Annotated in this window: 22 protein-coding genes; all 22 read right to left on the bottom strand. The window is 30.3% G+C overall.

What is annotated here, in order from left to right; translation table 11 throughout:
- Window positions 1–2: 2 nt before the first annotated feature.
- Window positions 3–878, bottom strand: a complete 876-nt coding sequence (locus C4F50_RS22670; RefSeq protein ID WP_194140916.1) for an N-acetylneuraminate synthase family protein — start codon at window positions 876–878, stop codon at window positions 3–5.
- Entirely contained in the window at window positions 865–2,031 is a 1,167-nt protein-coding gene (locus tag C4F50_RS22665) for an acylneuraminate cytidylyltransferase (protein WP_194140915.1), read from the bottom strand. The genes C4F50_RS22670 and C4F50_RS22665 overlap by 14 nt, the downstream gene beginning before the upstream one ends.
- 105 nt (window positions 2,032–2,136) lie before the next feature.
- Entirely contained in the window at window positions 2,137–3,177 is a 1,041-nt protein-coding gene (locus C4F50_RS22660) for an acyltransferase (RefSeq protein WP_194140914.1), read from the bottom strand.
- An 18-nt stretch (window positions 3,178–3,195) separates the two neighbouring features.
- A complete protein-coding gene (locus C4F50_RS22655) occupies window positions 3,196–4,650 on the bottom strand; it encodes a hypothetical protein (RefSeq protein ID WP_194140913.1) in 1,455 nt (484 codons plus the stop codon).
- Window positions 4,651–4,705: 55 nt separating this feature from the next.
- Window positions 4,706–5,833 carry a glycosyltransferase gene (locus C4F50_RS22650; protein WP_228012118.1) on the bottom strand — a complete coding sequence of 376 codons (1,128 nt, stop codon included), beginning with the start codon at window positions 5,831–5,833 and terminating at the stop codon, window positions 4,706–4,708.
- Complete coding sequence (locus tag C4F50_RS22645; protein WP_194140912.1) at window positions 5,830–6,906, bottom strand: glycosyltransferase family 2 protein; 1,077 nt, start codon at window positions 6,904–6,906, stop codon at window positions 5,830–5,832. The genes C4F50_RS22650 and C4F50_RS22645 overlap by 4 nt, the downstream gene beginning before the upstream one ends.
- Before the next feature lie 182 nt (window positions 6,907–7,088).
- Window positions 7,089–8,114 (bottom strand): glycosyltransferase family A protein, encoded by a 1,026-nt coding sequence (locus C4F50_RS22640; protein WP_194140911.1) that lies wholly within the window; start codon window positions 8,112–8,114, stop codon window positions 7,089–7,091.
- Window positions 8,115–8,116: 2 nt separating this feature from the next.
- Window positions 8,117–9,037, bottom strand: a complete 921-nt coding sequence (locus tag C4F50_RS22635; protein ID WP_194140910.1) for a glycosyltransferase family 2 protein — start codon at window positions 9,035–9,037, stop codon at window positions 8,117–8,119.
- Entirely contained in the window at window positions 9,038–9,868 is an 831-nt protein-coding gene (locus tag C4F50_RS22630) for a hypothetical protein (protein ID WP_194140909.1), read from the bottom strand.
- A gap of 36 nt (window positions 9,869–9,904) precedes the next feature.
- Complete coding sequence (locus C4F50_RS22625; RefSeq protein ID WP_194140908.1) at window positions 9,905–10,627, bottom strand: hypothetical protein; 723 nt, start codon at window positions 10,625–10,627, stop codon at window positions 9,905–9,907.
- Window positions 10,624–11,889: an ABC transporter ATP-binding protein gene (locus C4F50_RS22620; RefSeq protein WP_194140907.1), complete on the bottom strand. Its 1,266-nt coding sequence runs from the start codon at window positions 11,887–11,889 to the stop codon at window positions 10,624–10,626. Before C4F50_RS22620 ends, C4F50_RS22625 begins: the two co-directional genes overlap by 4 nt.
- A gap of 52 nt (window positions 11,890–11,941) precedes the next feature.
- Window positions 11,942–12,808 (bottom strand): ABC transporter permease, encoded by an 867-nt coding sequence (locus tag C4F50_RS22615; protein WP_194140906.1) that lies wholly within the window; start codon window positions 12,806–12,808, stop codon window positions 11,942–11,944.
- A 163-nt stretch (window positions 12,809–12,971) separates the two neighbouring features.
- A complete protein-coding gene (locus C4F50_RS22610; protein ID WP_194140905.1) occupies window positions 12,972–14,939 on the bottom strand; it encodes a polysaccharide biosynthesis protein in 1,968 nt (655 codons plus the stop codon).
- A gap of 82 nt (window positions 14,940–15,021) precedes the next feature.
- Window positions 15,022–15,906 (bottom strand): glucose-1-phosphate thymidylyltransferase RfbA, encoded by an 885-nt coding sequence (gene rfbA, locus C4F50_RS22605; RefSeq protein WP_194140904.1) that lies wholly within the window; start codon window positions 15,904–15,906, stop codon window positions 15,022–15,024.
- A 69-nt stretch (window positions 15,907–15,975) separates the two neighbouring features.
- Complete coding sequence (rfbD, locus tag C4F50_RS22600; protein WP_194140903.1) at window positions 15,976–16,821, bottom strand: dTDP-4-dehydrorhamnose reductase; 846 nt, start codon at window positions 16,819–16,821, stop codon at window positions 15,976–15,978.
- Window positions 16,821–17,369 carry a dTDP-4-dehydrorhamnose 3,5-epimerase gene (gene rfbC, locus C4F50_RS22595; protein WP_194140902.1) on the bottom strand — a complete coding sequence of 183 codons (549 nt, stop codon included), beginning with the start codon at window positions 17,367–17,369 and terminating at the stop codon, window positions 16,821–16,823. The genes rfbD and rfbC overlap by 1 nt, the downstream gene beginning before the upstream one ends.
- A 23-nt stretch (window positions 17,370–17,392) precedes the next feature.
- Window positions 17,393–18,529, bottom strand: a complete 1,137-nt coding sequence (locus C4F50_RS22590) for a DegT/DnrJ/EryC1/StrS family aminotransferase (RefSeq protein WP_194140901.1) — start codon at window positions 18,527–18,529, stop codon at window positions 17,393–17,395.
- Entirely contained in the window at window positions 18,522–18,947 is a 426-nt protein-coding gene (locus C4F50_RS22585) for a cupin domain-containing protein (protein WP_194140900.1), read from the bottom strand. Before C4F50_RS22585 ends, C4F50_RS22590 begins: the two co-directional genes overlap by 8 nt.
- Complete coding sequence (locus C4F50_RS22580; RefSeq protein WP_194140899.1) at window positions 18,944–19,909, bottom strand: MraY family glycosyltransferase; 966 nt, start codon at window positions 19,907–19,909, stop codon at window positions 18,944–18,946. The genes C4F50_RS22585 and C4F50_RS22580 overlap by 4 nt, the downstream gene beginning before the upstream one ends.
- A gap of 13 nt (window positions 19,910–19,922) precedes the next feature.
- Complete coding sequence (locus C4F50_RS22575) at window positions 19,923–20,855, bottom strand: GDP-L-fucose synthase family protein (RefSeq protein ID WP_194140898.1); 933 nt, start codon at window positions 20,853–20,855, stop codon at window positions 19,923–19,925.
- A 38-nt stretch (window positions 20,856–20,893) separates the two neighbouring features.
- Window positions 20,894–22,012 carry a GDP-mannose 4,6-dehydratase gene (gene gmd, locus C4F50_RS22570; RefSeq protein ID WP_194140897.1) on the bottom strand — a complete coding sequence of 373 codons (1,119 nt, stop codon included), beginning with the start codon at window positions 22,010–22,012 and terminating at the stop codon, window positions 20,894–20,896.
- A 51-nt stretch (window positions 22,013–22,063) separates the two neighbouring features.
- Entirely contained in the window at window positions 22,064–22,960 is an 897-nt protein-coding gene (locus tag C4F50_RS22565) for an NAD-dependent epimerase/dehydratase family protein (RefSeq protein WP_194140896.1), read from the bottom strand.
- Window positions 22,961–22,969: the final 9 nt, after the last annotated feature.

Here is a 22,969-nt window from a genome sequence, read left to right as displayed (position 1 = left end):
CTCTAAACCTTTTTATTTTTCAGTTTATCTCTCTGAACTTGTTCAATCGGTAAAATATCAGTCGTTTTATAAGTCAATGCTTTGTATACAGCATCAAGATCACGAGTTAATTTTCTTAATCCCATTGGTTCAAGAGAAGCCGCATGGTCTGTTCCCTTCCACGTTCTATCAATTGTGTAATGTCTTTCGATAATATTGGCTCCCAAAGTATAAGCCGCAATATCTACAGCGATGCCTAAGTGATGTCCAGAAAAACCAATATGTTTTACTTTGTCTTCGTATTTTTCTCTCAGTAAATTAATGTCCAATAAACAAACATCCTCAAACGGAACAGGATAACCAGAAGTACAATTGTATAAAACTAAATCTTTATTTCTTCCATTTTCTGTAAAAAAGTCTACTAAGATATCTGCTTCGCTCTTTGTAGTCATTCCCGTAGAGATGTGAATTTCTCCTTTGTAATTGTCACAAAGCCACTTTAACATTTCATAATTATTATTGCAAGCCGAAGGAATCTTAATAAACTCTGGATTCAAAGAAGCAATTTCTTTTGCAGAAGTAGTATCCCATACCGAAGTTGAATACGTGATGCCAATTTCCTCGCAATATGCTTTTAATTCACCATGCTGTGTCACATCAAACTCTAAAAATTCTCTATGCGCTCCATAAGTATCTCCATAAGAATTTGAAGCATTAGGGTGTGGTGCATCGTACTGCTCTTCGGTAAGAAGTTCTCTATTGTTACGTTTTTGGAATTTTACGGCGTCTGCGTTTCCGAAAATTTTAGCGATTTTAATCAATTCTTTGGCTATTGCCATTTCTCCTTTATGATTACATCCAATTTCGGCAATCACGTAAGGTTTTTTAAATTCCTTCATAACGTTTATTATACTTTAATAAAATTTCACAAATTTCTCTTATTGCACCCGCTCCAGATGCATGGGTCAGCACATAATCTGCATTAGCTTTGACAACATCTGTTGCATCAGAAGGCGTAAAAGACCAGCCTACACTGCAAATATTGGCCAAATCATTTACATCATCGCCTGCGTACGCAACGGCGCCAAAACTACTATTTCTCTCGGAAAGAAAATGTGTTAAAAAGGAAAATTTATCCTTAACACCCAAAAAAGTTTGTTTGATCTGCAATTTCTTCATTCGCTGCGCGACTAACTCTGAGTTTTCAGAGGTCATTACAACTACTTCAACCTGATTTTGACGAAGAATTTCTAAGCCCATTCCATCACGCATATCAAATTTTTTGGCTAGTTCGCCCTCTTTATCATAATAAACGCAGCCGTCTGTAAAAACTCCGTCAACATCTAACACCAAATAGTTGATACGTTGATGCACTTTTCTTTTTTTCTGACGGTCTGCTAATAATTTCTCCACGATTTCCCAATCCGACAAACTATCAATTTCAACCAAAGACTCTTCCGGCATTTTTACTAAACCAATAGAATCGCTTACTCTGTTCTTCGATTTTAAAAATGCTTCTTTTGTGGTAGCATAAACAGCTCCGTTTTCTATTAATAGTCCTTCGAAATCTTGACGTCTTGGTCTATTAAAAACATCATAATTACTTGGAGTACCGTCTGAATTCCAGATAAAACGATGTGTATTAACAACAGTCAATGCCGATTCCTTTTTATTAATAAGAATTTCGCCTAACACTGCGTTAATATCTGCAGCACTTGTCATTGGTGAAGTTGCCTGCAATAAACATAAAATATCGAAATCATTTTGTATCTGTTCTGCAAATTCCAGCATGGCACTTTCAGTTGATGCAGTGTCAGATGCATTTTCATCATTTCGTAAAAGTGTTTTTACTTTTGGCGACCATGAATATTCTCTTTTAATATATTCTATGATTTCGTGATCATCTGTAAAAACATATACTTCATCTAGTTCTGAAAAAATAGCTTCTCCTAAAACCCAAGAGAAAAGAGGTCGTCCAAGCATCTTTTTTTTATTCTTTCCAGGAATCCCTTTGGAGTTTTTACGAAGTGGTATTATCGCGGTTTTTTTCATAATATTCTTTATTTCAAAATCAAATATAATTTAAAAGTGGTTATTTATTTGTCATTAAAAAACTTTAAGCTTTATATAAAGTCTTTTAAGTGATGACTAACTTAATCAGCCTGAGACATAACTTCCAAACTTAGTTAAGTTTAATATTTTAACAATACACAGCGCTATCAGTAAACATAAAAATACAGTCAAAGGGATTCCGACAAAAGGTGAAAACAATAATCCATTAATTCCAATATTTTCCAATGTCCATAACACTAAAACATGTGTTAAATAAATACCGTAGCTATATTGGTTAATTTGACTACAAATCCAGTTCTGTTTTCTATTGAATAAATCTGAAGATCTAAAAAAAAGAAAAAGACCTATCGAACTTATCAAAACATTCAAACTAAAAAAATCATATAATGAGGTATTGAGTTTCTTCTGAAAAATAGTTAAAAAACAAGTTCCAATAAAAGTCATTAAAATTCCGAAAATGAATAATACTAATGAAGTAAGTTGGAATTTTCGAATATTTTTTATTTCAATAGTAGAGAGATAATATCCTAATACTAGATAACCTGTATATTCAGAAAAAAAAGATAATTCTATATTTGGCATAAAAGCCCCAATCTTGAAATTTTTCACTAATAAAGTTACAAACCAAATAATCAGAAAATAATGAATTTCTTTTTTCTTAGCTCTAATTACCCAAAAGTTAAGAATCGGCACAATCAATAACAATCCTAAAAGCATATAGATATACCATAAATGATAAGCACTGCCAAAATAAACTGATCTCACTATTTTCTTGATAATTTCTAAAAAAGATGCTGTTTTATAAAAGTCTGTTTTAATAAAAATGACGTACAATGCATAACATATACTCCAGAATATAAAAGGCAGAAGAATTCTGATTACCCTTTTCTTGAAAAACTGTCCTATCTCTAGATTTTTATTAAATAATAAAGCTCCTGAAATCATCACAAAAACCGGTACACAAAATCTGGAAACAGCATCAAAAAAATTAGCCGTATTCCAAGCAGAAAACGTTAATGTTTTGTAACTGCTTACTAAGGGTGAAGATGCATGCAGAAATATTACAGCAACTGTGCTAAAAACCCGCAGATAAGAAATCCACAATAAATTCGGTTTTGTTTCCAATATTCTATATTTTTCTAGTTATGACAAAGGATTAAATACTTGCAGTTGAGGAGATTTTTTTTCTTTATTTTCAATAGCCACAATTAAATTTTGGCATTCAGAAACAAAATCAGGTTTTTCAAAATCTATAAAAAAAACCAAATCTTCGTCTAAATATTGCTTATAAATTTCAAGCCCCAATTTGTTTATAATTAGAGTTGGTATATTCATCATTCTGGCTTCAATTAAACTGCCCGAATAATTTGTGATATGTAATATTGACTCACTCAGCATTTCTGGAAGCGGTTTCTCTACCGAATTCTGAATTGTTACTTTTTCTTTGATTTCATTAGCCAAAAGAAATTGTTCCATATTTTCTTTTGATACTGAATTTCGCGGGTGTAGTCTTAAAACCCATTCATAACCTGTCTTTTTGATTAATGAAATTATTTCCTGAGTCACCATTTCTTCTAAACTAGAAAGATGCAGTGTGTAAAGTATTTTTTTCTGAGATTTTTCAGCATCTTCTTTTTTATTCAACCAATATGATACATATGGCTGGCCAATTACTTTTGATTTTATGTTAGTTGTATTTACTGCCCATAAATCTATATTTTTTTTTGATTCTTCATCCCAAGTCCAAAACTCTTTTACAACAGTATTAAAACCATCTTTAGGGATTTTTGTCCAATTACTAAATGCCATGTTATTTATTTGAGAACCATGTTGCAAATCGACAGAATGAAGACCTCTTTTATTTGCAGACACAATTGCTGCCGTCAAATCGTCTAAACCGTAATATCCTAAAAAAATAATTTTTTCAGGCTGAATTTTTTTAAATAGAATGTCAAAAAATCCTCTGGCAGCGTTAACTTTATTACTCCACTTTATTAGATTAACTTTTTCTATGCTGATTGCTTTCAAGTTTAAAGAATCATAAAAATCTTCAAATCCCTCTAAAGCATAATTCTTTTTTTTATTGTCAAATTTAGAAGTAAGGTTTTTAATTTTTTTATAAGAACCTAGATATTTTTCTAAATTGATGATTGCATTATTATTAAAGTTTTCTTTGTTTATTTTTCTGTATTCAATTGTATAAACATCATTTTCTAAATTATGTGTTTTAATCATTGAATCATAAAATCGATTAAAATACTTTCCTTTGTAAAGGATACGGTGATAATGTGCTCCAAAAAAAATGATTTTCTTTTTCTTTAACTTCAGAAAAAAGAAAACTAAAATAAAATAAGAACTTAGTAATTTAATAAAATGTTTCAGATGTTTTAAGAAAATAATTTTCTCAGCATGTTGCTTATTTTGACTATTAACTGCCGAAGTCGAAAATAATCTGCTTAGAAAATAGGTATAAATTTTAATGCGTATATACGGCCAAACATGAATCTCATTAATAATCCATTTGTCTACCGGCCATTTTTGTTCTATTTCAAGTATCAATTGCTTGATTTCTTCTTGAGACGAAATATTAGTCTGCAATTTATTTTCTTTTTTAATTTTTTATTTATGTTATTTATTGGCTAAAATCTTTCTTTCAATTTAACAACAATTGATTGTATCGTTCTACGACTTTGTCTTTTAAATAAGAGTATTCTAACGCTATATAATTTTTATCATTCGATTTGTATTTTGAAGCCAGCATAACTCCTTTTAAGATCAAATTTTTAATCTCATCAATATCATCGCAATCTTCAATTAACAGCCCGTTTTCTTCAGGGGAAATAATTTCCGCAGTAGCGCCTCCGGGATTAGATTGAATGGGAAAAACATCCATGCAGACAGCTTCAAGCATTGTATTCGGAATTCCATCAGAATTGCTGTTTCCAATATACAAAAGCGATTTCCCCATAAGTTTAAGAACTTCTGTATGTGTAATTTTTCCTTGAATCTCAAAATTAGATTGTTCCTTCAAGGTTGAGTGGTCAACATATTGGAAGGTTTCGATATCTGCTCCAAATACTATAATTTGATAAGCCGAAAGAGATTCTTTTATCAATGCAACAGCTTTTAGAACTGGAATTGCGCGTCCAGATCTTCCTTGAAAACCTTTTATTAAAATGATTTTACGTTCTTCTAACGGCATCTTATAAGGTTTCATCTCTTCCAAATCAAATCCGCCTCCTCCAGGGAATACCCCTAAAAAATCTCCATCAAAACCATATTTTTTTGCTATTTCGAAATCTCTTTTACAATCTGTAAACAGATAATTAATACGAGGTAGGACTCTTTTTATATCATTTAAATATTTTGATTCATTTTGAAAATAAAAAAGATCGCTTCCCCAAGACGAATAAATCCATTTCAAATTTTTGTATTTCTCCATTACTGAAATAATTGGAGTACATGATAAATAGAGTGCGAAACTATGCACTAAGTCGGGTTTTATTTCCTCTATATATTTCTCAAAAACCTCAGCCGTATGATTTTCATTAATCTTTTGAACGTTTTTATAGAGTAATGGAAATTTGTTTTTAAAAAAGGTCCTGCCTGGATAATTCCATTTTAGTTTCCAATTCAATTTTTGAGAAACCCAGCTGATTCTTTCGATTCTACCGCTCATTCCGGAAACATCGAACCAAAATACTTCATGTCCCGAATCTTCTAGCTGGCTTACCCACCTAAAAAAATGGAGCGAGGGAATGGATACCATTACGATTTTCATTCTGTAAGATAAATTTTGAGTTCAATAATTCTATTTTTTTTATCAAACGAATATTCGTAAGGAACATTTCTGTAGTGAAAAATAATTTCTTGTAAAATGAGATCGTTTACAAAATCCATCTTCAAAAAATTAATATATTTTTTCCCTAAATATTTCTTTACAACCTCTTTAGACTTAGTCTTTTCATCTACATCTTTTATTGTGACAGAGAGAGTTTTATTGTGAAAATTAGCCAATTGAGCTATAAAAGCCGTTAACTGATTAATTTCTGGTAAAATGTCAAAAGAAAAATCAAAGTCTCTTTTTAATTTTTGATATAAATCATTCTTTGGAAAAAGCCCCCATTGTTGCTTTTTATTGGCAATAGTTTGATTTGTCTGCTGTCCAATTTTTAAATAAGAATGATTAATTTTCTCTAAACCTGAATGATATGCATCAGTGCTATTAATACTTCTATATTGTTTAGGATGCCATTGATGAAGTACTAATACTTCTGAATCATAATAATTAATGTTAATTCCTAAATTTTGCAATCTTACATGTGTATCGGTATCCTCTGCTCCCCATCCATGGTAAAATTCATCAAATCCGTTTATTTGTTTTAACAGATCTGTTGGATACAAAGTCATTCCTGTTGCTTCTTTATTTGAATTAAAACTAATTTGATAATCTTCAAAATTGCAATTTCTTTGACTTTCCTTTTCATCTAAAAAACCTACTTGAAAATATACGGCTTCTCTTTCTTGTTTAATATCATACAATTTTTGAATGAAACCGTTATTAAAAATCATATCAATATCGGCTACAAAGAAAAATGGTGTCTGACACTGTTTCAAAGCTATATTTATTGCTCGCGATTTATTCCAAAGCTGATGCTGAACAGGACATGAAATGAATTTTATTTTTGGAAATTCTAATAATAGCTCGTTAAGTTTTTCCAAATAGTTTAATTCACTTCCGTAATCCACTAAAAAGCAACAAAAGTCATCATAGTTTTGCTGTATTAGTGATTGAAGACAGTTTTTTACTATATGTAAATCACGGTTTCGATTGGTTAGAACTACAGTTAGCATAAAAATAATTAGATTATATTTAAATTTTGTTTAGAGAGTTATAATCTGAGAACATAAAATTTTCCCATTTTAATTTGTTTGTTTTATAAACTTGGTCAGAAATGAGGCTGATTATCAAAGAAAATAATTACAGATACTAAATTAAAATTCACGAAAAGTATTTTTATGTTTTAATAATCTGTTTATTTAAAATCTGATAATTGTTTCTCATTTAGTCCTTTACTTTTGAGTATAAACCTTTTAATACGTTTTTGCTTTATTATTTTTTTGAATACTTTTTCAATCATTAAATTAAAAAACGGTATTGATTTTAAAACCTGTAATTGAAATTCTTGTGTTTGTTTTTTATCTTCCTCTTTTAACTTATTATATTTTTCAAGCATCCATTTTTCAGCTACATTTCCTAAGTGGTAAGCAAAGTTTCCGTATGTTGACAGCCGATATCCTCCAGAATTTATAACTGGTAAATCGGTATACAAATATTCGCTGTCTCCGCCTAGTTTATACAAACTATTTTTTTTTGGTGTTTTTGCAAATATCTCTCTCTTATAGGTGCAGACAAAATGTGAACTTCCTAAAACTGCGATAACACCATTTTTATTTTTTAAAGTTGCTATAACATCTTTATACTTTTCATCAAGCCACGGCCAGCCAATACTATTAGCAAATAAAGTCATTCCTTCTGGGTCTTTAACTGGTCGAAATTTAAGTTTTGATGAAAAAAAATAATCAAACCAAATATTACTGGTTAATTTAAAATGATTTCTAAATACAGGAACTGGGCTTACTGCTCCAGCTTTTGGGAAGGCTTTAAAAACTTTTAAAACCTCTTCTTCCCAATTATTATCAAATAAGACATCAGCATCTGTAATTGTAATTAAACGTTCTTGAGCCGTACGCAATGCTTTTAAAATGCTGTTTATCTTACCAATATTTTCTTTTACTACAATAAGTTCATCTATAAGGTTTTGTTTCTGTAAGTCTATTAATTTTGTGTTTACAGAGTCGGAAGATCCATTACTTACAACACTAATTTTTATATTGGAAAATGAAGTTTTCTGAACCGAAGTTAAACAATAACTAAAAATTGTAAATGCATCTTTATAATAACCTTCTTCTTCAGGAATAAATAAAGGGATTATTACTCGATGATTTGAATTTATTTCGGGTAGTAAAACGTCTTTAGAAAGATTTGTTCCTTTTCTCATCTTTACGATTTTATACTTCTTATAGTAAACAATATTATCTGTTTAATAAAGAGGAAATACTCTCTAAAAAGCTTCTTTACAATATAAAATTTTGAAATTTTTAAAAAGAAACCATACCGCTTTTTATTGTTCAAATAACATTTATTAATCTTACAGTATAACTCATCCAATTCTGATTGTGAAAAAGAAGCAAATTTGTTATTTAATAAATAAAAATAAAAATAAAATGTTGCAGTGTCTTTTTGTTTATCATATAAAGAGCTCCCTGAAATACTTAACGATGAAACTCTCACTTGCACAATTGATTGGTTAATAGAATATACATATTCAAAATTAGAAAATTCTAAAACTGCCAAAATATCCGAATACCATCCTAATGGGAAATCTTTAAATCCAATAGTATGTATTTGATTCTTTTTAAAAACATATTCACTCAAAGAACTTCTCGATCTACGAAATAGAAAATCTGTTGATTTTTCGATTTCTGGATGATTATATATATTAGAAATTATCTTTCCCTCTGTATTTATTTTCTGAGTTGCAAAACGAATTACGTTTATTCCCTCATTTTCTACAGCATTTATTTTTTCGTAGAAAGATTCAATTACATTTTTAGACAAAATGTCATCATCTCCTAAAATTAGGACCCAATCCTCATCATTACTTAATGCAATGCATCTTTCCCATTGCTGTGTTAAAGAGATGCTTCCTAAATTTTTTTCAAATTTATGGTACACAAAATCTAAACTCTCTTTATATCTCTCTAGTAATTCTTTTGGATTTTCTGGACTACTATCGTCACCAATATATATTTTAAATCTTTTATCAGTTTGACTTGTTAATGATTTTAAAACATCATCAAAAAAACTGATTTTATAGTATGGTATAACTATAGCAATTTTATTCTTATTCGTTGAGTTCATCTAAAAAATTTTCTTCTTCTTATCAAAACTTAATAGTTTATTTAAAGAATTAGTCATTCTTTCTGAATCACTTCTAAATTTATTTCTACCAGCTTTGCCTTCAATATATAAATTAGGTATGTGATGAATTAAGTTATTTTCGAACTCTGAAATACAGATCATCTTTTTCATTCCTCCATAGAGATAAACATCTGTATTGACTTTGCATTTTACGCTATATTTGTTCTGTCTATCTACTTTTAAACCTAATTTTTTTCTCAACTTTCTTTTGATCCTAAAAATCAAAGATTTTTCATCTACTAATTCTAAAAAATTAATTTTTTTTCCAATTCGCAGTAATTGATCTTTTGTTAAAATAAATGTAGCTTGATGTACATTAGAAAAATGAGCGAATTTTTTTGTTCCATATACTTCTACTGATTCAAAATCCCAATTAAAATCATCATGATACCCAGGATAATATTTTCCCGATGCATCTTCCTCAAATTGAATTAAACCTGAAATTCTATTTTTGGGTAAAATTTGAGAATATTCTATATGTTTATCAATATGCTGCTCTAAAAACAAATGATCATTTTCTCCATAAATAAACAAATCAAAATTATTTCTATTCTCCCAAATTATTTTTCTGCAAGTCAGAGGCAATAATTGGTAATCATCTAATTTAATGACATTTACCTTATCTACGTTATTGATATTTAGAGGAATATTAGAATTTACAATAATAGTTACTTCGTAATTCTCAAAGTTTTTAAGAGCTTTGGTAACTTGTTCTAAATAAGAAATTTGTTCGGATCCATAATTGACAAGAACTGCTAATATACTTTTCATATTTTTGGACTTTAAAAAATTAGAGATAGTAATAAATTATAAACTTGAAGCATATCTATACTTTTCAGTTACTATTACTAAAACAGTCTTGATTCCTATGTATGTTTCTGTATAAATTTTAATATTTTTTTCTTTTAAAATCTGTAATAATTCTTTTGCAGTATCTTGTTCTCCTAATCTATTGAAATCGTCTAAAAGAATAATAAACTCATCATTTAATTTAAAATTTTCGGCTAATTTAACAATATCATACCTTGAGAATCTTTCAGATCCAAAGGGACCATCAACAATATATAAATCAAATTTTTCTTGAATTTCAGAATCTAAATTTTTATATGAATTCGTTTTATAACCTTTAACTTCTATTTTTTCTAATGGACAAACTTTTATTAAAGTATTGTTTGAAACTTTATTATTTAGCTTAAAAGCATCTTTCCATTTTTCGTTTTGTTCAATAATAATATGTTTAGTTTCAAACAATGTATTATCAATAAAACTCATCACAAATTTAGAAGATTCCCCTAAGCCGAATTCTAAAATTGATTTTGGCTTATAATCATTTAAGACACGATTTAAAACATAAAAAAAAGAATAATTCCCTGCCCATCTTCCAATATTAAGAGGTAACTCTTCTAACCATTTTTTACCTCTAATACTATCATGATAAATATGTGCCCATTCTAACTCTTTGTTCTGCAGGATAATTTCCTTTTGAAGATTTTGCTTCCCTCTAAATATGTTTTTAATTTTTTGAATCATTTGTAACAAACATTAAAATCCATTAATATTTTACTTTGAACATTTGGCACTTTGTTGCCTGTATTATAATAATCACCTTCAATTACCTCAAAGCTGTAAGCGTTTTGAATATAGTCCGACAGTTCTTTGTCAACTTCCATGTATAAAGTTATGTAGTACTTACCTTTATTCAAATTAAGTTTATCTATTGTAAACTCTATAAAATTAAAATCGTCAACTTGCTCTTTTGTTTTCAAAAAATCACTAATCCATGCTATTCTCTGCCCAAAATTATCATCCAATCTTAAGTCAAATCTTATATTAGTATTTTTAATTTTTGCAGGGTTATCCAGTTTGATTTTAATTGTAAAAGGCATTCCAACTTGAGGAAGAGTAAATTCACTATTACCAAAAACACTAAGTGTTTTAATTTTAACAATTCCATTCCCCTTTCTATCCGTCCAATTTTCAAAATCCTCAGAATCGGCACCGTCATTTAAGTAATGAAGTATAGAATCTTCAATATTGCCATTAAAATCAATTTTTCCATTTTTTATGACAATTCCACGTGTACATAGATTTTGAACCGCTGCCATATTATGACTCACAAACAAAACCGTTCGTCCTTCTCCCTTAGAAATATCCTGCATTTTACCGATAGCTTTTTTCTGAAATTCAGCATCACCAACTGCTAAAACCTCATCTATTACCAAAATTTCTGGTTCTAAAAATGCTGCAACAGCGAAAGCCAAACGAACTGTCATTCCAGAACTATATCTTTTAACTGGTGTATCAATATAACGTTCGCAACCCGAAAATTCAATTATTTCATCGAGTTTAGAAGCAATTTCTTTTTTGGTCATTCCAAGAATAGCACCATTTAAAAAGATATTTTCTCTTCCAGTCATCTCACCATTAAATCCAGTCCCAACTTCAAGTAATGAAGCTATTCGTCCTCTCGATTTTATACTTCCCGTTGTTGGCCCTGTCACTTTTGATAAAATTTTCAGTAGAGTAGATTTGCCAGCACCATTTTTCCCAATAATGCCAAGAACTTCTCCTCGCTGTACTTCAAAATTTATATCCTGCAAAGCCCAAACATAATCTGAAGAACCTTTAACAGCTCTATCATTTGCTTCTCCAACTTTCAAATAAGGGTTTTCTTTTCCTCGGACTTTATGCCACCAGCGATTTAAATCATGACTTAATGTTCCTGTACCTACTTGGCCTAAACGGTATTGTTTAGAAATATTTTCGGCTTTTAATATTATATCTTTTTCCAATTTTGAATTATATAGTAATGAAGTAATTTTTAAACAGATATCATCTCCACAATTAAACTGTATCGATAAAGCCTTTTTCTGTTTTATTGAACATCAAAAGACCAAAAAAGAAAATAATAACAGTTACAAATAGTGTATAAAGTAGTCCTAAAACAGAAATTTCGCCAACATTTAAAAGCATATATCTGGTGCTTTCAACAACATATGCTAAGGGATTATATTCTACGATCCACCCAAACTTTGGTAATTTCTCTTTTAGTAATTCCATTGGATACATTACTGCAGAAAGATACATTAGTAATTGTATTCCGAAGCCTAATAAGTGACTAAGATCTCTATATTTCGTGACCATTGAAGAAATGATCATTCCTAAACCCAGTCCTAATAATCCCATAATTATAATAAGAAATGGGAAGAAAACTAACGAAACACTAATTTGAAGATTTGCTCCCTTAAAGAGAAATAGAATATAGAATACAATAAAAATTAAAAATTGTATTCCAAATTTTATCAAATTTGAAATAACTATGGAAAGCGGTGTTATAATTCGAGGAAAATAAACTTTCCCAAATATTGAAGCATTAGTTTTGAAGGTATCTGAAGTCCCTGTTAAACACGCCGTAAAATAATTCCAGATTGTAATTCCTGCTAAATTAAACAAAAATGGCGGTACAGTCCCAGTGTCGATACCTGCCACATTATTGAAAATAATTGTAAATGTAACAGAAGTGAATAAAGGTTGAATTAGATACCACAACGGACCTAAAACAGTTTGTTTATAAACTGTAATTACATCGCGTTTTACAAAAAGAAATAATAAATCTCTATATTGCCAGACTTCTTTTAGATTAAGGGTAAAGAATTTGTTTTTGGGCGTTATTTCAAACAGCCAGTCATTAGGATTTGGGGTGTGGTTCATTTGTTTGATTACTACATGGTTTTGTAATAGTGTCGATCTAGTTATTTAAGTATCAAAACTTAAATTAACAAGATTTTTACACTTTATACTTTTTTCTAAAAATAGAAAAAGGCGTTTTAAAAAAAACACCTTTTTATTAGTAGAAATTTTTGCCAAATGTAAATTATTTATCGAGAACTTCAAATGTAGAATTCATACTTTTAAACTCAGGAACAATTTTTTTCATTTTCGTAACAATATCGTCGTTATCATAGAAATCTGCAATTCCGATTAATTCATCAACATCTGTATGCAGGTTCTCATATTCATCTTGTATTTCCTGCGCAATCATAATCTTGTTGTGATAAGTAGGAAGGGTTTTAGAAGTATCATTTAATAATTCTTCATACAATTTCTCTCCTGGTCTTAATCCTACAATTTTAATTTTTATCTCTTTATCTGGAATAAAACCAGCCAATTTGATCATTTTTTTAGCAAGATCTATAATTTTTACTGGTTTACCCATATCGAATATATAGATTTCGCCTCCATTACCCATTGCTCCAGCTTCAAGAACCAGCTGACAAGCTTCCGGAATAGTCATAAAATAACGGATAATATCTTGATGGGTAATCGTTACAGGCCCGCCTTCTGCGATTTGTTTGGTAAATAATGGAACTACAGAACCATTTGAACCAAGAACATTTCCGAAACGAGTAGTAATGAATTTTGTACCGCCTTCAATATTTTCTTTTTGATTTTTTAGAAATAGAGATTGTACATATTTTTCTGCAATACGTTTACTAGCTCCCATTACATTACTCGGATTGACTGCTTTATCCGTAGAAACCATTACAAATTTCTTTACATGATATTTACAAGCCAGATCGGCAAGATTTTTAGTCCCTTTAATATTGGTCTGGATGGCTTGAGACGGATTTTCTTCCATTAAAGGCACATGCTTATAAGCCGCAGCATGAAAAACTACATGAGGATTATATGTTTTAAAAACTTTTTCCAAAGCTTTTTTACTTCTAACATCTGCTATGACAGCCACAATTTTTGTGCTAAAATTCATGCTTTGGGTTTCTAAACATAAATTATGAAGCGGTGTCTCAGCATGATCCAAAATAATTACATTTTTTGGATTAAAACTCAAAACCTGTCTCACAATTTCGCTGCCTATTGAACCAGCAGCGCCAGTAATTAAAATTGTTTTTTCTTTTAACTGTTTCGAAATAGACTTACTGTCTAGAACTATAGGCTTTCTCTCAAGAAGGTCTTCAATCTGAATATTTTTTACCTTTTGGGAAATCTCTTTTTGATTTTCCCAATCCGATATTAGCGGAACAGTATATACTCTATAATTAAATTCTAAACATTGATCTACAATAATTAATTGTTCATCCTTCGTTAAACTTTTATCTGCTATAATTACCCCTTCAGCAGCAACAGATCGCATTAAAGCCGGAAGCTTTTTTCTCAAAATCAAAATAGGAAGATCCAGCATTCGCTTTGATGCGTTTTGATTGTTTTTATCTACAAAACCAACAATCTTAAATCTAGAAGGTGTTTCAAATTTTAATGCATTGGCTACAGAAATTGCATTCGCATCTGTACCGTAGATTACTGTTCGAATCAGCTTATTTGATGTTTTCTCTGAAAAATACATCTCAAAAGTCTGTTTAACTATTACGCGATACAAAAATAATCCGCAGAAAGACAATACCAGATTAATAAAAAGAGCAGTATTTAAAAAAGCTTTATGCCCTGTATATAGTTCGAAAACCAAATTAGCAAACAAGAAAAAAACTAAAACTGACATTTGAGAAAACAGCAGTTTTATAGCGTCAATATAAGATGAATGCCTTATAATACCTGAATAGGTTCTAAAAAGCCAAAAGAAAAAAACATTTACAAAAATTAACCCTCCAACAAAATAGAAATCGTGCGAAGTAATTATATACCCAATGGCAGTACCGTCAAAAAGCATATAAGTAAATGAAAAAGAAAAAAGCAAGACCATTACGTCTATAGCAATAATAATCCATCTAGGCAGATAGCTTAGGTTATTAATATTGGCACGCAGATTTCTAGGCGAAAATGCGCTATACAATAAGGAAGTTATATTATTTGGTCTGTCTGAATTCAATTCTTTTTTTTTTAAAATCTGTAAACTATACTATACAAAAATACAAAGTAAATATTTTAAATGACTGTTTGGTGTTTCAAATTTAAATTTTAACACCCTTTTTCTTTTGTTTTAAAAAATCCAACAAATAAGTTCCATATCCAGATTTTAACAACAATTGTGCTAATTTTTCAAGTTGTTCATCATCAATAAATCCTTGTCTCCATGCTATTTCTTCTATACATCCAACTTTTAAACCTTGCCTTTCTTCAAGAACCTGAACAAACTGCCCAGCTTGCATTAAGCTATTAAAAGTTCCAGTATCGAGCCAAGCAGTTCCTCGACTTAAAATACCAACTTTTAATTTTCCTTTTTCAAGATATACTTTGTTAACATCTGTAATTTCATATTCTCCTCGTGCAGATGGTTTAATATTTTCAGCAATTTCTACTACAGAATTATCATAAAAGTACAACCCTGGAACAGCATAATTTGATTTAGGTTCCAGAGGTTTTTCTTCTATAGAAATTGCATTTTTATTTTCATCGAATTCTACAACACCATATCTTTCTGGATCTGCGACATGATAAGCAAAAACGACTCCTCCTTCTGGATCTGAGTTGTCTTTTAATAATTGCTGCATATTTGTTCCAAAAAAAATATTATCGCCTAATACTAATGCTACTTTATCAGAACCAATAAATTCTTTTCCAATTACAAAAGCTTGAGCCAATCCATTTGGATCCGGCTGTTCAGCATAACTGAATTTACAGCCAATTGAATTTCCATCCCCTAAAAGTTTTTTAAAATGGGGCAAATCATGAGGTGTTGAGATTATTAAAATTTCATTTATTCCAGCCATCATCAAAGTTGACAATGGGTAATAAATCATTGGTTTATCATAAACTGGCATTAACTGTTTACTAACCGCCAATGTTAATGGGTGTAATCTTGTTCCAGAACCTCCGGCTAATATAATTCCTTTCATAAATCTTAATTTTAGATCTTAGATATAAATTTCTTAAACGAATATGTTGGAAATTTAAATCGGAAGATTTTATATAAACATATTTTTTAAACTTTTCTTATAATCTGGTATATCTAAATTATAAGATATTTTTATTTTTTTCTTATCTAATAATGAAAATTCAGGACGTTTTGCCGGAGTTGGATATGAAGCTGACGGTATACCGCCAACTTTGCAATTATATCTTCCTAATTCTTTTATAGAAACTGCAAATTCATACCAGCTAATTTCCCCTTCATTTGAATAATTATAAATACCTGGAAACCATTTAGAAAATTTCAAAATATCAATCATTGCCTGAGCCAAATCTGCGGCATATGTTGGCGAACCAATCTGATCATTTACCACATTAATTTCATCTCGTTCCTGCATCAATCGCTGCATTGTTTTGACAAAATTGTTTCCAAATTTGCTATAAACCCAAGAGGTTCTAATAATAATTGAATTTGGATTTTCTTTCAAACAAGCTAATTCACCTGCCAATTTACTTTCTCCATACACATTTATCGGATTTGTTTCAGCATCTTCATTTAAAGCAACAGAAGAAGATCCATCAAACACATAATCTGTAGAGACATGAATTAGTTTTATATTATTTTCAAATGAATAATTAGCGATTATTGCTACAGCGAGATGATTGATTGTAAACGCCAGGTCTTTTTCAGTTTCAGCTTTATCGACTGCTGTATAAGCTCCACAATTAAATATAATATCAGGTTTAATTTCTTCTAACTGAACTTTCAATAAATCTAGATTATCCAAAGTTATTTTTGTTCTGTCTGCAAAAATCCATTCAAATTCCGGATACGATTTTGACAAAACTGCAAGCTCAGAACCGAGCTGCCCATTTGCTCCTGTAACAAGTATTTTTCCCATTAGAACAAACTATTACAATTCTCAATAAATGGAAGAACCTGATCTTTTTCTGAAACGATTGCATCATTTAAATCCAAACCCCAATCAATATTTAAAGAAGGATCATCATATTTAATTCCGCCCTCTGAAGCTTTATTATAAAACTGATCGCATTTGTACATAACAGATGCCGTTTCGCTGATAACCGAAAATCCATGAGCGAATCCTTGTGGAACTAATAATTGCTTTTTATTCTCAGCAGATAATAAAACACTAAATGATTTTCCATAAGTAGGAGAATCTTTTCTCAAATCAACTGCAACATCAATAATTTCCCCTTCTAAAACACGCACTAATTTCGTTTGTGCAAATGGCGGATTTTGATAATGTAAACCTCTTAAAGTTCCTTTTTTGGAAAATGACTGGTTATCCTGAACGAACTCAATATTAATCCCTAAATCTTCAAACTTAGTTTTACTATATGACTCAAAAAAATAGCCTCTTTCATCACCAAAAACTGTTGGTTCAACAATAACTAAATCTTTTATAAATGTTTCTTTAATCTTCATGTTTAATTTTTCTTCTAATTTTATTATACAAAGAAGTTTTCCACTACTTCTTTTATTCTTTTTTTATCCTCTAAAGATAGATTTCCCGATGGAAGACATAAACCTTTTTCAAATAAACCCTCAGCAATATTTTTACCATAATAGGGATATTCTTCAAAAATAGGCTGTAAGTGCATTGGCTTCCAAAGCGGGCGACATTCGATATTTTCGTTTTCAAATGCCATTCTTAATTTTTCCCTATTTATATCTTTTTCATTATGATAATCAACTAAAATTGTTGTCAGCCAACAATTCGAAAAAAAATCCTGATTCGAATTTTCAAAAACAGTAAGTTCTTTAATGTTTGTGAAAAGTTCTTTGTAAAAAGAATTTATTTCTCTTCTTTCTTGGATATTCTTTTCTAAAATCTCCATCTGACCAAGACCGATTCCTGCGCAGACGTTACTCATTCTATAATTATAACCAATCTCACTATGCTGATAATGAACTGCTTTGTCTTTGGCCTGAGTTGCAAAAAACAATGCTTTTTCTTTAACAATTGCAGAATTTGATATTAATGCTCCCCCACTTGAAGTTGTTATTATTTTATTTCCATTAAAAGACAAAATTCCTATTGTACCAAATGCACCACAATTTTTACCTTTATAACAACTTCCTAATGCTTCTGCACTATCTTCTATTATTGGAATGTCATATTTAGCTGCAACAGCATGCACTTCCTCAATTTTATATGGATTTCCGTAAAGATGTACTGCAATTATTGCTTTCGGCTTTTTACCATTTTTAATCCTATCTTCTATTGCTATTTCTAAAAATTCTGGGCAAATATTCCAAGTTTCTTTTTCGCTATCTACAAAAACTGGTAAAGCTCCTTGGTATAAAATTGGATTTGCTGAAGCTGAAAAAGTCATACTCTGACAAATAACCTCATCTCCAGCTTTAATTCCCAATACAACTAAAGCCAAATGAATGGCAGATGTTCCTGAATTTAACGCTGTAATAAATGATTTTTCTCCAAAATACTTCTCTAAAGTATTCTCAAACTCCTTTACATTCGGTCCTCCTGAAGTAATCCAGTTGGTTTCAAAGGCACGTTGAATGTAATTCTGTTCAGAACCGCTTTGTCTGGGTAATGAAAGATAAATTCTCTTATTATCCATTTAATTTCCAATAATTACTTTCATATCGCACATCATCTTCACTAACCTTTGTAAGTGGTAATGTTGAAAACGAAATTAACTTTGAATTTGATTCTAAAGATTCTATAGCATTAGCATATCCTGCTGGAATATGAACAATTTTACTATCTGATTCTGAAACCAAAATTGTTTCAATTGGCAGATCTTTAGATGGATTTAGCCAATCATCTATTTTTACAAAATAAATTTTGAAAGAACCTGTCAAACAGTAAAAATTTTTCGCATCTAATTTATGCCCCTGCCAAGCGCGAATCGGGTTTTCATCAGAGTTACTTATAATATAGAATCTTTCAATATTTTCAAACGTAAAATCATTTACATACGAAATACTGCCTCTATGATCTGAAAAACTTCCTCCCTGAATTACTTTTGGATTCATGCTTTTGCTTTTACATTATATTTATTCAACAAGTAAAATTTGGATGAGTAAATCATTATCAATGGAACAATAACAATAACAAACAAAACTATATCGTTCACTTTTTGATAAAGGGTTATAACTAAAAAAGAAATTCCTGTCTGAACCAAAGCATAGTACAACGAAACAAGTCTGTGTTGTATTTTATACTCATTACTTAAAATCTGGTAAAGGTGTAAACGGTGCGCTTCGAAAATATTTTGTTTTAGATATAAACGATGAAAAATAGTACAAACAGCATCAGCTCCGTAAACTGCTAAAAATAAAAGCCAGATTAGAGAATTTGTATTCACAATAAGTTTTAAAACCAAATAAATAATCCAAAACGCAATGGCAATACTTCCTACATCACCAGCAAAACATTTGGCTTTTTTTCTGTAATTGAAAAACAAAAATACTAAGCTTGCAATCATGGAATACATTATAAAACTTCCATCAACAAAAAGCTGGACTTTTGTATTAACATATAATAATGCTCCCATTACAGATAAAGTATACAAACCGGTTATACCGTTTATACCATCCATAAAATTATAGGCATTGATTAAACCTATAGCAAGAATATAAGCCGTAAAAATCTGCCAGATTGGTAAAGTATTAAAGATTCCCAGATCCAAAAAGATCAATGAAATGGCCAGAAAATGAATTGAAATCCTAATTTTATTTGACAGACTCTGAATATCGTCCCAAAAACTTACCAAACTTACCAATGTAATTCCGGCGAAAAAAAAATAATTGTTTTCAAGATGCTGCGCAAAATAAATCAAAGAGGCAAACCAAAAAATGATGCCTCCTCCTCTTAAGGTGATTTCTGTATGTGAACTTCTTAGATTTGGTTTATCAATGATATTAAAACGATCAGCCACTCTAAAATAAAGCAACATTAAAATCATTAAAATAAGACCTAGTAATACGTATTCCATATTTTAAATGAGATTACTCCCAGTTTGTATCTTTTATTTCGTCATAAACTTTTTGTATACCTTCTTCTAAAGAAGTTTTTGCTTTCCAGCCAAAACCGTTAAGTTTAGAAACATCCATAAGCTTACGAGGTGTACCGTCTGGCTTAGAAACATCAGTTAGAATTTCACCTTCAAATCCAACAATTTTTTTAACTAGAACTGCCAGATCTAAAATTGAAATATCTTCTCCTACTCCAATATTTACAAGTCCTTGCTCATTATAATTTTTCATTAAGTACAAACAAGCTTCTGCTAAATCATCAGCGTGCAAAAATTCTCTTTTAGGACTTCCAGTTCCCCAAATTGTTACAGACGCATCACCATTCCTTTTAGCTGTAATAAATTTTCTGAGCATTGCTGGCAATACATGAGAATTCTTTAAATCGTAATTGTCATTTGGTCCATACAAATTTGTAGGCATTACTGAAATAAAATTACAGCCAAACTGATCTCTATAAGCATCACACATTTTGATTCCGGCAATCTTTGCAATTGCATACGGTTCATTTGTTGGCTCCAATTCTCCTGTAAGCATGTATTCTTCTTTTAGCGGCTGAGGAGCCATTTTAGGATAAATACAAGACGAACCTAAAAACATCAGTTTTTTAACATTGTTTAAATATGCCTGATGAATTACGTTATTTTGAATCATCAGATTTTCATAAATAAAATCACCTTTATAAGTATTGTTGGCAATAATCCCTCCGACCTTAGCTGCAGCCAAAAAAACATAATCTGGTTTTTCTGTTTCAAAAAAATTAGCGACAGCTTGTTGATTCCTTAAATCTAATTCTGAAGAAGTTTTCAAAACAAAATTTGTAAATCCTTCAGATTTTAATTTTCTTAAAATAGCAGATCCAACCATTCCACGGTGACCAGCTATATATATTTTATCTGTTTTGTTCATAATGTATTTCTAACTAGAAAAGAATATCTATTATTTAATTAATATCTAACAGCCGATCTTACCTCTTTTATCATTTTTTCTTTTTGAACATACTGAAGATCTGATGCTATCATTTCTTTCACTAATCCTGCCAAATCATATTTAGGAACCCATCCTAATTTAGTTTTAGATTTTGTTGGATCACCAATAAGTAAATCTACCTCTGTTGGGCGGAAATATTCTGGATCTACAGCGATAATCTGTTTTCCAACTTCAATTTGATAAGCAGGATTACTACAAGAAGCAACATAACCTTTTTCATCTACCCCTTCTCCTCTAAATTCCACTTCTATTCCTAGTTCAGCAAACGACATTTTAACAAAATCACGTACGTAAGTAGTTTCTCCCATTGCAATCACATAATCTTCAGCAACGTCCTGCTGTAAAATACGCCACATTGCTTCTACATAATCTTTAGCATGTCCCCAATCACGTTGTGCATCTAAGTTACCTAAATATAAACATTCTTGTTCTTTAAGAGCAATTGATGCAGCAGCCATTGTAATTTTACGAGTCACAAAAGTTTCTCCACGACGTGGAGATTCATGATTGAATAAAATACCATTACAAGCATACATATTGTAAGCTTCGCGATAGTTCTTAGTAATCCAGAAACCGTATATTTTTGCTACTCCATAAGGTGAACGTGGATAAAAAGGTGAATTTTCATCATATAATCCTTTTTCATTTTTATTTTCAGCTAAACCACCATATAATTCAGACGTCGATGCTTGATAAATACGTGTCTTTTTTTCTAGGCCTAAAATACGTACAGCTTCTAAAATTCTTAAAGTTCCGATTCCATCAACATTAGCAACATATTCTGGAGAATCAAAAGACACTTTTACGTGGCTCATCGCACCTAAATTGTAAATCTCATCGGGCTGTACTTCTTGAATAATTCTAATAACATTTGTAGAATCTGTCAAATCTCCATAATGTAATTTGAAATTTACATGTGCTTCGTGCTGATCTTGGTAGATATGATCAATACGTTGGGTATTAAAAGAAGAAGCTCTTCTTTTAACACCATGAACCATATAACCTTTTTCCAATAATAATTCTGCCAAGTAGGAACCGTCTTGTCCTGTAATACCTGTTATAAGTGCTGTTTTCATTTTTATATTTTTTATAGATCTTAAATCTAATTATATTATCATTTTTTATACTTACAAGCTATTATGTTGTAAATGTTCTAAGACTTTTTTTGGATTCCATCCTACTGCTTTTCTAGCTTTTGTATCATCAAAAGTTAAATCTGAAGTAATTTTTTTTAGTTTCGAAGAATTTATTGGAGATTTTTCTCCTAACAAATCACCAATAATCCCAGCCAGTTTCGCAATAAATATGGGCATATTCAAAGGAGTCTTTTTATTTTTTTTCATCGAAATAACTGTACTTAATTCATAAAAATCAGGATGATAACCATCTGTAAGATTGTAAATACCTCCTGTATTAGCAATCTTAAGAATAAATGCTGCTACATCTTGTGCCAAAACCATACTTTTTTTAGCTTTTCCGTTTCCAATATTAAAATAATACCCCTTATCAATTGCATTAATCATTGCGCCCAAATTACCTGGAGGTTTTTCACCAACTAACAGAGGCAAACGTAAAATCGTACAAATGATATTGTTTTCTTTACACCAATTAATGACAAGCTTTTCCGATTCAACTTTACTCAAGCCATATGGATCCACTGCCTGTAAAGGATGGTTCTCATCAATATTTTTACCAGAATTTTGTCCATATACTGATACAGAACTTATAAAGACAAATTGTTTTGGAATACCTGTTTTTTGTAATCCTTTTAACAAATTAGACGTTCCTTCAACATTCACATCAAAAAATTGCTTTTTTTCGACCGAAGTTTTTGGAACACTATGCGCTTTTCCTGCAGCATGTATAATTAAATCAAAAATTTCCTTAAAATCCGGCACTTCATTCTCAAGTGAAATTTTATAATCTGAATTTGTCCGAGATAATGTAATTAAATTGTCTTCTAATAGTTCATTTTTTATAATTGAGCCTAAAAAACCAGTTGATCCAGTAAGAAGTATTTTCATTAGAGTTCT

Source organism: Flavobacterium hungaricum, from assembly GCF_015182285.1.
Classification (GTDB): Bacteria; Bacteroidota; Bacteroidia; order Flavobacteriales; family Flavobacteriaceae; genus Flavobacterium; species Flavobacterium hungaricum.
Note: the sequence above shows the minus strand (reverse complement) of the source record. Positions and strands in the feature narration are given on the sequence as shown.